Annotated in this window: 7 protein-coding genes; 4 read left to right on the top strand and 3 right to left on the bottom strand. The window is 57.9% G+C overall.

The window, feature by feature from the left end; all coding sequences use genetic code 11:
• Positions 1-88 precede the first annotated feature (88 nt).
• The 4 genes from H5U08_RS03830 to H5U08_RS03845 all read left to right on the top strand — a co-directional run bounded on the left by H5U08_RS03830 (position 89) and on the right by H5U08_RS03845 (position 4,034).
• Positions 89-319: a DUF2892 domain-containing protein gene (locus H5U08_RS03830; RefSeq protein ID WP_297030348.1), complete on the top strand. Its 231-nt coding sequence runs from the start codon at positions 89-91 to the stop codon at positions 317-319.
• 259 nt (positions 320-578) lie between these two features.
• Positions 579-1,970 carry a cytochrome ubiquinol oxidase subunit I gene (locus tag H5U08_RS03835; RefSeq protein ID WP_297030349.1) on the top strand — a complete coding sequence of 464 codons (1,392 nt, stop codon included), beginning with the start codon at positions 579-581 and terminating at the stop codon, positions 1,968-1,970.
• Positions 1,967-3,100: a hypothetical protein gene (locus tag H5U08_RS03840; protein WP_297030352.1), complete on the top strand. Its 1,134-nt coding sequence runs from the start codon at positions 1,967-1,969 to the stop codon at positions 3,098-3,100. The genes H5U08_RS03835 and H5U08_RS03840 overlap by 4 nt, the downstream gene beginning before the upstream one ends.
• A 349-nt stretch (positions 3,101-3,449) precedes the next feature.
• Positions 3,450-4,034 (top strand): isoprenylcysteine carboxylmethyltransferase family protein, encoded by a 585-nt coding sequence (locus tag H5U08_RS03845; protein WP_297030355.1) that lies wholly within the window; start codon positions 3,450-3,452, stop codon positions 4,032-4,034.
• Between the two features lie 36 nt (positions 4,035-4,070).
• Here H5U08_RS03845 and mutM read toward each other — a convergent pair whose 3' ends face one another.
• The 3 genes from mutM to cimA are packed head-to-tail and all read right to left on the bottom strand — an operon-like array spanning position 4,071 to position 9,657.
• Positions 4,071-4,958 carry a bifunctional DNA-formamidopyrimidine glycosylase/DNA-(apurinic or apyrimidinic site) lyase gene (gene mutM, locus H5U08_RS03850; RefSeq protein ID WP_297030358.1) on the bottom strand — a complete coding sequence of 296 codons (888 nt, stop codon included), beginning with the start codon at positions 4,956-4,958 and terminating at the stop codon, positions 4,071-4,073.
• A 15-nt stretch (positions 4,959-4,973) separates the two neighbouring features.
• The gene (locus H5U08_RS03855) at positions 4,974-8,069 is read right to left on the bottom strand and encodes a class I tRNA ligase family protein (RefSeq protein ID WP_297030361.1); all 3,096 of its coding nucleotides are present in this window, start codon (positions 8,067-8,069) and stop codon (positions 4,974-4,976) included.
• Positions 8,044-9,657 (bottom strand): citramalate synthase, encoded by a 1,614-nt coding sequence (gene cimA / locus H5U08_RS03860; RefSeq protein WP_297030364.1) that lies wholly within the window; start codon positions 9,655-9,657, stop codon positions 8,044-8,046. Before cimA ends, H5U08_RS03855 begins: the two co-directional genes overlap by 26 nt.
• Positions 9,658-10,209 lie beyond the last annotated feature (552 nt).

The following is a 10,209-nucleotide window of genomic DNA, read 5'->3' on the forward strand; positions in this document are numbered from 1 at the left end:
TTTGCTGACGCCGGACTCGACACCTGGGCCGCGCCGACCGACTACTCCCTGGGTCCCGAAAACTCTTTGAGATAAGGAGGTTATGGCTATGACGATTGAACGCGGGTTGCGACTGATGGCCGGAATCGTGGTGACAGTGAGTGCCGTTCTGGCATGGGTTCACTCTCCGTATTGGCTCATCCTGACTATTTTCGCTGGCCTGAATCTTTTTCAGTCAGCCTTTACCAACTGGTGCCCCGCGGTATGGATCCTGAGCAAGCTCGGCCTCCAGCCGTGCTGCCCGTGCGATCCACAGAAGGCTTCCCAGAACGCGGCATGAAAAGCTCAGCGACTCACCGTTGTCTTGCCGGGACCTATCCCAAATAATGGAAGGTTAATCGCAACGATGGCGTTCTGGTTGCGGTGTTTCGGCCGCGAATGCTTAGGCACGCCGCGAATTCGGAGGGCTGAGGTGTTTCGACCTCGGTCCAGGAGTCGCGGCTAACTGTCAGGCAAGCCATCGTCGGGTTCGGTTGCCAGAATTTCCCCGCTGGGAGAGTCTGCTTCATCCAGGTCGCTTCGTGGAAAGGGTCGCACTGATGCATTATCCCTGGTGGTACGTCCCCGTCCTGACGGCACCCATGCTCATCGCCATCATCGCAGTGTTACACGTTCTTGTCTCCCATTATGCGGTGGGAGGCGGACTCTTCTTTGCAGTGGAAGTGTCTCATGCCTACCGCACCGGGAATCGTGAATATCTGGCTTACTTGAAGCGTCACGCCCCGTTTTTCATCCTTTTGACGGTCGTGTTCGGGGCCATTACCGGCGTCGGCATCTGGTGGACCATTGGGCTGGCCTCTCCCCTGGCTACCGAAGTCCTCATCCACACGTTCGTGTTCGGCTGGGCAACAGAGTGGGTGTTCTTCGTCCTGGAATTGACGTCGGCCTTCATTTTTTACTACTACTGGGATCGACTGCCGCCGCGTATTCATCGGGCGATCGCCTGGATCTACGCAATATCGGCCTGGATGAGTCTTGTGCTCATCACGGGCATCACCGCGTTCATGCTGCACCCGGGAACCTGGCTGGAATCTCCGTCGTTCTGGCGCGGTTTCTTCAATCCCCAATTTATCCCGCAGGTCATTTCTCGAACGGGTGGAGCCATTCTGCTGACCGCGCTGTACGTGTATCTCCATAGCTCGCTGACCTTGCCGGCGGGAGAAGTGCGGAACCTTATCATCCAGCGTTCGACCCGACCGGCGCTTCTGGGAGCCGTTTTGATCACCGTGGGGGGGTTGGCGTGGTTTGCTTTCCTGCCGTCTTCTGCTCGGATGGCCCTGGAAGCGGCCGCGGTCCTGACGGTTCTCACGGTGCTCATTTTCGCCCTCACCGCCGCGGTGTTTGTGCTGTTATACCTGGGGCCTTATCGCAATCCCGGCTGGATGACGCCCGGTTTCGCCGCGGCGCTTTTGCTCTTTGGTCTGGCCGCTTTCAGCACGGGAGAGTTCATCCGCGAGGCCGTCCGAAAACCCTATGTTGTGTATGGGGTGGTGCTGGGCAACCAGATCCTGGAGAAAGAGGTTCCTGAGTTTCGGAAGGAAGGTTTCCTGCAGAGTGGCCGGTGGACTCGCCAATTCGTGGCCGAGCGGTATCCGGAGGTTATTCAGGACGGACGTATTCTGCCCGAGCGGCTCCTCCAACTTTCAGAACAGGATCGACGGTTGCTGGGGCAGGTGATCTTTATGCACCATTGCAATGATTGCCACGCAGCCGAGACGGGGTACTCTGCTGTCGGCCCCCTGCTGTTTTCACGTCCCCGGGAAATGCTCGTCGATATGGTCCGCCATCTGCACGAGACACACTATTTCATGCCGCCCTGGTCGGGGACTCCGGAGGAAGCAGAACTCGTGACGGACTATCTTTTGTCGATTGCCCCGGAACGCCCTCACGGCATTTATCCCACACTTGAGCAACTGGAGGCACGTCGATGATGGAACCGGTCGATCCAGCAACTTTGGGTCCTCTGCCTGCGCCATTCTGGTTCATCCAGTTTTTTAAGGTGCTGGGATTTATTCTGCACATGGTGCCCATGAACCTGTGGTTTGCGGGGATGTTTTTGATCCTCGTACTCTACAGGCGTGAAGGTCCCGCGCGACACTGGGCCGAACGTATGGCGACGCTCATGCCGGTGATCATCGCGTTTGGTGTCAACTTTGGAATAGTCCCCCTTCTTTTCATCCAGGTGGCGTATCCCTGGGCCTTTTACCCCGCCACGATTCTTACCGCATGGTTCTGGCTGGCCATCATCGGCCTGCTCCTGGTTGCTTACTACGGGGTGTACGCCTTTGCCTTTGGAGTGACACCGGACCGTCCCATGCCGGCATGGAGGTATATAGCGGGCTGGGTGGCGGCTGTGTTTTTCCTGATCATTGCCATTCTTTTCTCCAACGGAATGAGCCTGATGGCAGCCCCCGAAAGATGGAAGTCGATCTGGCTGGCGCACCAGGTGGCCGGGGCAGCGACAGGAACAGGGCACAATTTCGCCGATTCCTCCCTCTGGCACCGCTGGCCGATGGTGCTGGGCATGGCTTTCCTCACCACCGCCGCGTGGTCTCTTATCGATGGAATGTTCTTTGATGCAAAAGCCGACGCCTCGTACCGCCAGTGGCTGACAAAGTATGCGTTTGTGATCGGGATCATAGGTGCGGTCATTTACGTGGGATCCGGAACAGGATATGTCTTCGGTTCGTGGCCTAAGGAAGTCTTCCAATACATGTGGAGCGGCTGGCGGCTGCCACTGACCGTTCTCACGGGGGCATCACCGGCTCTTGTCCTGGTTGTGCTGTTCCTGATCCGCATCAGAGGACTCTCTCCCCTGACAGCAGCTTTGGCAGGGGTTGCCCAACTGGTGGTCATCACACTCAACGCGGTGAGCCGGCAGATCGTTCAGAACATCGAACTGGCCCACTACGCACCGGTCTGGAAAATTCCCGAAAAGCCGGATTGGGGGCCGATGGCGCTCTTTCTGGGAACGTTTGCCGTGGGCACGGTGGTCCTTGTATGGATGCTCCAGCAGCTCGTGCGTGTTCATCGCGGAGAGCCTTCAGTCGCAGAATCGTGATGAGGCCGCGATAGTGTTGGTTCGGCCCGGCCTCGGGCTATCAGTTAAAGGAGAGGATAGCCGTTTTTGACACCGTCGCGAACGGACAACGTGGTCCCGGGCACTGTCCCGGCAGTGGCGCGCCGTGCGGTGCTGCCTCACGTTTCGAAAAAAGACAATCAGATCCGACGCTCGATTTTTTGAAAGCGCGCCGGTCCCGTGGCCGGCAGGTGGTTCAGGCATCGAGAATCCAGCGATTTGTGTCTTGCCGGACCGACAAAATTTTGTTAAAGATTACTGCCAGAATTTGCAAGTGCTGGGTTCCTTTCCGTTCTCCTACAGGGTGTGGAATGAACGACTGCTAGAAATCATGCGACTGAATGCGGCGAAACTTTTGATAGCACTCGTCATTCCTCTTGTGCTGTTTTCCCACCATATGTACAGGGAGGACGGCCCTCTCAATCTCAGCATGGAAACCCTGGGCTGCGCGGCGATTTTCCTTTCGGCCGTCGGTCGAATCTGGGCGGCTGCGTACATTGCGGGCAAAAAGAACCGAGAAGTGGTCGTTTCGGGACCTTACTCACTCAGTCGGCACCCGCTGTATTTGTTCACTGCGCTGGGGTTTATCGGGACGGGACTAGCACTGGAATCGCTGACCCTGACGGCCATTTTTCTGGGGATTTTTCTCGTCACCCACTGGCCGGCCATGCGGCGGGAAGAGAAGTACCTGAGCGATTCTTTCGGCGAACAATATCAAGCATATGCCAGGGCCACACCCCGCTGGTGGCCTCAATGGGGAAAGTTTTACACTCCTGGTGAAGGCACCATCAACTATTCCGTATTCACTCGTGCGGTGCTCGACGCCGCCCTCATTGGCCTGATCTATCCCGGGGTGCAAATTTTGGAATGGGCCCATATTCACCATCTCGTCCCCGTTCTCTTCCGCCTCTACTGAGCGCGCGGGCTGAAGAGGTGGCCCGACGGGAACGGATTACGCGCGGGCAAGTCTTCGTCTCAGGCGAACTGGAAGCCGCTGGCATACCGGGCAGAAGAAAGTGGAACGCTGGGCGAGTACTATCCGGCGGATGATTCCTTTTCCGCACTGTCGGCATTTTTGTCCCTCGCGATGGTACACGCGGTGTTCATTCTGATAACTGCCTGGCATGTTCTCGGGAGTTGTGTAGGCGCCATCCCCGAGAGTGGATCCCTGCAATGCGATGGCTTCCCGCAAAACCCGGTGAAGACTCTCGGTGACGGCTCGCCATTGCGAACTGGAAAGATGGCAGCAGGGAAGTTGGGGATGAACTTTGGCGCGATGGAGGGCCTCCGACGCATAAATGTTTCCCACGCCCGCCAGGACAGATTGATCCATCAAAGCCACCTTGATGGCACAATGGCGTTTCCGCAGCCGATCCCGAAGTTGAAACCAGGTAATGGCTAGGGCATCCGGCCCTATTCTCTCGGGCCCCAATTCTCTGCGACAATCTTCCTCGGAGATGAGGCGGACGATCCCTAGACCGCGTGTATCGCGAAAAACCAGCAGGTGCTGTCGCACCGCCCCACGGTCTTCTTCACGGCACAAATGAAGTTTCAATCGGATATGGGAGAGGTCACCGGGTGGATCGACGATGACCCGTCCTGTCATTCGCGGTTCGATGAGGAGAACCTCTCCACCATTGAGGCGGATGAGGAGCCTTTTGCCCACTCGGTCCACGTCTTCGATGCGGCGTCCGGCAAGGCGTCGGCACAATTCGTCCGGTGGGGGCACGTACTCAATGGGCTGGACGTTGAGAATGGGAACTTCCGCGCTGTGAATGCGCGCGCCGCGGAGTGGCGCAACTCCGCGTCGCATGGTCTCGACTTCTGGCAGCTCCGGCATAAGCCTCGGTGAATCCTACGTCGTTCCTCCCAACTGGGCGATCACATGGGAAACCGCTGCATACTGCTCTTCCAGTTGGCGAAGCGACTGCCGTTCTTTTTCCACGACATTGCGGGGGGCCTTTTCTACGAAGGCCTGGTTTTCCAACTTCTTTCGCTTCTGCGAGATCAGGGCTTCCAATTTCGCCAATTCCTGACGCTTTCTGGCAATTTCCCGGCTCCGCTCTGCTTCGGAAAGTTTGACGCGGACCGTTGCACCATCCCCCACATACACCACGGTGGAAAGCCCCGGCTCGCCTTCGTCCACAAACTGGATATCGGCGCGGGCCATGGTCTGGAAATACGGCAGCATCGGCCGCAGTTGGTTCGCCACGTCCTGCCGGGCGACAATCTCCACCAGCATTGTTTCCGACGGCGGAATGGTGTTCCGCATGCGGTATTCCCGCAAGGACTTCAACACCTCCTGGAAGCTGCGGAACTGCTCTTCGATCGCCGGGTCTTGATCTCCCGGCGAAGCGACCGGCCAGGGCGCGATCATGATGCTTTCCGCCGCCTGGGCCGGTTGTGGCAGGCCGCGAATCGGTGCCGCTTGCGCCAGTAGTTGCCACACGTGCTCGGTGAGGAACGGAATCATCGGATGCAGAAGTCGCAGCAGTGTGTCGAGGCCATGGACGAGCAGTCTCTGAGCTGTCGGGCGGCTTTCCGCGGATTGCAGCCGAACCTTCACCATTTCCACATAGAAACTGCAGAATTCGTCCCAGGCGAAATCGTAGAGCGTTCGCGCCGCATCCGAAAAGCGATAATTTTCCAGATGATCCGTCACCTGCTGAACCACCGTCGCCAGGCGGCTCAACAGCCAGCGATCTTCCAGGAAGAGTTCCTCCGGCCGCACCGTCCCCGGGGAAAATCCCTCCAGGTTGAGAAGGACGAACCGCGAGGCGTTCCAAAGTTTGTTGCAGAAATTGCGGGCCAGTTCAAACCGTTCACTCACCACCGGGCCGCGCGGCAGAGCCTTGTCCTCGGGTTTTTCCGCCCATTGCGTGGCGAACGGTTTTTTGCAGTGCGGGCAGATGATGCGCGGGAGAATCCTGTTCTCGCGGGTCTGCTCGATGAGTTGCCCACAGTGAGGGCACTCGAAACTCACCGGCATGCGGATGTCCTGTGTTTCCGTTGTCAGATAGGCCAGACCATAGCGGAGCGCATCCGCTCCAAATTTTTCCATGACGTCCACGGGATCGACGCCGTTCCCTTTGGACTTGGACATCCCTTCTCCGTAACCGTCGAGGATTTTGGGGTGAATGTACACGTCCCGGAAGGGAACTTCTCCGACGTTGTAAAGTCCGGCCAGCACCATCCGCGCCACCCAAAGGGTGATGATGTCTCGGCTGGTCACCAGCGTGTTCGTGGGGTAGAAATAGCGAAGCTCGGGCGTATCTTCCGGCCAGCCGAGAGTGGAGTGCGGCCATAACGCAGAGCTGAACCACGTGTCGAGCACATCTTCTTCCCGCCGCAGGGTATGTCCCGGGACAGCGTCAGCAGGGAGATCTTCCAGGGCGCAGATGAGCCACTGACGATGTTCCTCATCCCAGCGCCACACTACGTCGTCCCGTCCGGCAAACGCTTCCTGCAATTCTTTCTCGGTGGCGGTATCGCAGTACCAGATGGGGATCTGGTGCCCCCACCAGAGCTGCCGGCTGATCGGCCAGTCTCGTTTCTCACTCAGCCAGTCAAGATAGGTCTTCGCATAGCGCGGTGGAATGATCCGCACTCGCCCGTCGATGACCGCATCCATGGCCATCTGGGCCAGACGTTCCATCTTCACGAACCACTGATCGGTGAGCAGGGGTTCGATTGGTGTCTTCGACCGATCTGAATGGGCCAGGTCGATGATCCGCTCTTCGACCTTTTCCACCAGCCCGAGTTTCTCGAGGTCCGCCACGACATTCTGCCGGGCCTCCATGATCGTCTGCCCCTTGTAGGCCCCCGCGTTCTCGTTGAGTGTCCCATCGAGATTGAGGATATTGATCATCGGCAGGTTGTGCCGCAGCGCCACCTCGTAGTCGTTGGGATCGTGGGCGGGAGTGATCTTGACGCAACCGGTTCCCATTTCCGGCTTGGCCCAAACATCTGTGATGAGCGGAATCGGCCGGTTCTGGAGGGGAAGAAGCACCTTTCGGCCTGCTTGGGCCATGTCCCGCAGTTTGAGCAACGTGGGCAGCAGTGTCTGCCGCCGCTGCTGCAGATTCTCCAATTCCCGTTCAAGTTCGATGCGTTCCTTTTCGCCGGCCGTATTGAGCCGTTTTCGCAACTCGCGTTCCGCCTTATCCAGCGCGGCTTCCGGATCAGGATGGACGGCCACTGCGGTGTCGCCGAGCATCGTTTCCGGACGGGTCGTTGCCACCGTCACATATTCCGGTTCGCCCGGCTGGGGATCAATCACGGGATACCGGAAGTACCAGAAATGCCCGGGCACCGGCTCGTGGAACACTTCGTCATCGGCGACCGCCGTCTGCAGGAGCGTGTCCCAGTTCACCAGACGCCGTCCCCGATAAATGAGTCCATCCCGAAAAAGCCGGAAGAACGTATGGCGCACCGCCCGGGCACAAATGGGATCGAGCGTGAAGCGGGTCCGCCGCCAATCACAACTGCAGCCCATCCGTTTGAGCTGATCGAGGATCCGTTTTTCGTAGGCATCCTTCCATGCCCAAATCCTTGCCACCAGTCCTTCCCGCCCCACGTCATGGCGCGTCTTACCCTCTTCGGCCAGAAGCCGACGCTCCACAACGGCCTGGGTGGCTATCCCGGCATGGTCGGTACCGGGAATCCACAGGGCGTTAAAACCCTGCATCCGCTTCATGCGAATGAGAATATCTTGGAGGGTATTGTTGAGGGCGTGTCCAAGATGGAGGGCGCCGGTAACGTTTGGCGGCGGGATAACTATGGTATAAGGCGTTCGATTCGGATCCGGATCGGCATGAAAATACCCGCGTGACTCCCAAAAGGGATACCACTGTGTCTCGGCCACTTTGGGGTCGTACTGTTTCGGTAAATCCTTCATCGAACCGGATGCCTGATTAGCGTTCGCGTTAGCGTTCGCGGCTTGCTCCGACATTTTCCACCTTTTCCCTTGCCTGCTGTTCTCGTTCCTCGTCCTTGCAGAGCTTGTACTCGTAGCTATCGGCGAGAGCAATCCAACTTGCCTCGATGATGTTTTCGCTCACCCCAACCGTGCCCCAGGTATCGGTCTCATCGCGGCTTTCAATCATCACCCGCACCCCAGCCGCGGTCCCCGCTTCTGAGTTGATGACCCGCACCTTGTAATCCACCAGGTGCATTTTGGCAAGATTGGGAAACGTTCCATTGAGCGCTTTTCGCATCGCCGCGTCAAGGGCGTTAACGGGGCCATCGCCCTCGGCCACCTCGTGGCGGATTTCGTTTCCAACCCGAATTTTGACCGTAGCCTCGGTCACGATGCGGCCGTCGCTCTCTGTTTCGATATTAACCCGATAGGCCAATCGCTCAAAGTGCGGCTTGAACGTCCCGAGACACTGTTTGACCAACAGGTCGAAAGAGCCCTGGGCGGCCTCGTACTGATACCCTGCATGTTCGCGTGCCACAACCTTGGCCAGAATTCGTTCCAATACTTTCGGGTCGGCCTGAATATTCAATTTTGCCGTAGCCGCCATGATGTTTGAGCGCCCCGATAGCTCGCTGACGAGGATCCGGCGTTCGTTGCCCACCAATTCCGGGTCGATATGCTCGTAACTTTGCGGAACGCGCGAAACACCGCTGACGTGCATCCCCCCTTTATGGGCAAATGCGCTCCTGCCAACATACGGCTGATTGTTCCGGTAGGGCATGTTCACCATCTCGTAAACGAAACGGGAGAGGGCCGTGAGATGGCGAAGGGCGTCGGGCGTCAGCACCTCGTAGCCCTTTTTGAGTCGCAGGTTTGCAATGACGGAGATCAGGTCCGCATTCCCGCAGCGTTCCCCAAAGCCATTGATCGTCCCCTGGACCTGGCTTGCCCCCGCATCGACAGCCGCGAGCGAGTTAGCGACCGCCACATCGCAATCATTGTGGCAGTGAATACCGACCGGCACCGGCAACAGCCCGACCACCTTCCTTGTTATTTCCGCCACTTCATCCGGCATACTGCCTCCATTGGTATCACACAGGACGACCATTTTGGCGCCAGCTTCCGCGGCCAGACGAACCGTCGTCAACGCGTAGTCGCTGTCGTACTTGTAGCCGTCGAAAAAGTGCTCGGCGTCGAAAATGACTTCCCTACCCTGGGATCGAATATAACTGATTGTATCAGTAATCATTGCAAGATTTTCTTCGCGTGTTGTGCGGAGGACCTGCTCAGCCTGAAAGGCCGAGGCCTTCCCCACGATTGTGACCACCTTCGTGCCCGCCTCGAGAAGGGATTTGATTCCCGGGTCCTGGGTGACGTCGAGCCCCTTCCGGCGGGTCATCCCGAAGGCCACCACTGTTGCCCTGTCCAGAGGGATCTGGGCCACTTTCTGGAAGTACTCGAAGTCCTTATCGTTTGAGGCAGGATACCCCCCTTCAACGTAATCAAATCCCAGCTCATTGAGCCGCCGCGTCAACAGGAGCTTGTCGTAAGCCGAAAAGCTCACCCCTTCTCCTTGCGCCCCATCCCGCAGCGTCGTGTCGTAGATCTCGATCCTCCGCATAACGTGTCTCCTGGTCTTTTGGGGGTAATTGGCTTTGTCCACACGTAAGGCAAAGGAGCCCGTCAAATCTCCAGCCGCTCGTCGAATGCTTGCGATCGACGACTAAAAACGAAAAGCCCCGAGGTTTTTGGGGACCTCAGGGCTTTGGGATGCTTCTGAAAAACTACCGGCCCACGGTCCCCCTGCTCAGCCAATAATGATAATGCCGATAATCCGAGCGGCGACGTTCACGACGTCGCAGCGCAGATGATCGACGGCTGAGAGGGGTTGGTTCGCAGACACGGTTTTCAGCTCCTAGCGCACTAACCTCTTAAGTATACCCCATCGTGCCGACTCGGCAAGTTACCTGGCGATGAGCCACCCCTACTTTTTTGCTGCCAGAAAGCGGCACGGATCGGGACGACACCTTGGGCAGGAGCAATCTTCAGCCTGGACGGACCTGCTCGTCACGTCCGCTGGTCAAACTTGGATGATCCACCCCAATTCACCGGGCACGACAAGCGTGCCCCTCCAAATGATTTCTCGGAGGGACCTGCTTGTCAGGTCCGCTTG

This window comes from Thermogutta sp. (assembly GCF_014359955.1).
Taxonomy (GTDB): Bacteria; Planctomycetota; Planctomycetia; order Pirellulales; family Thermoguttaceae; genus Thermogutta.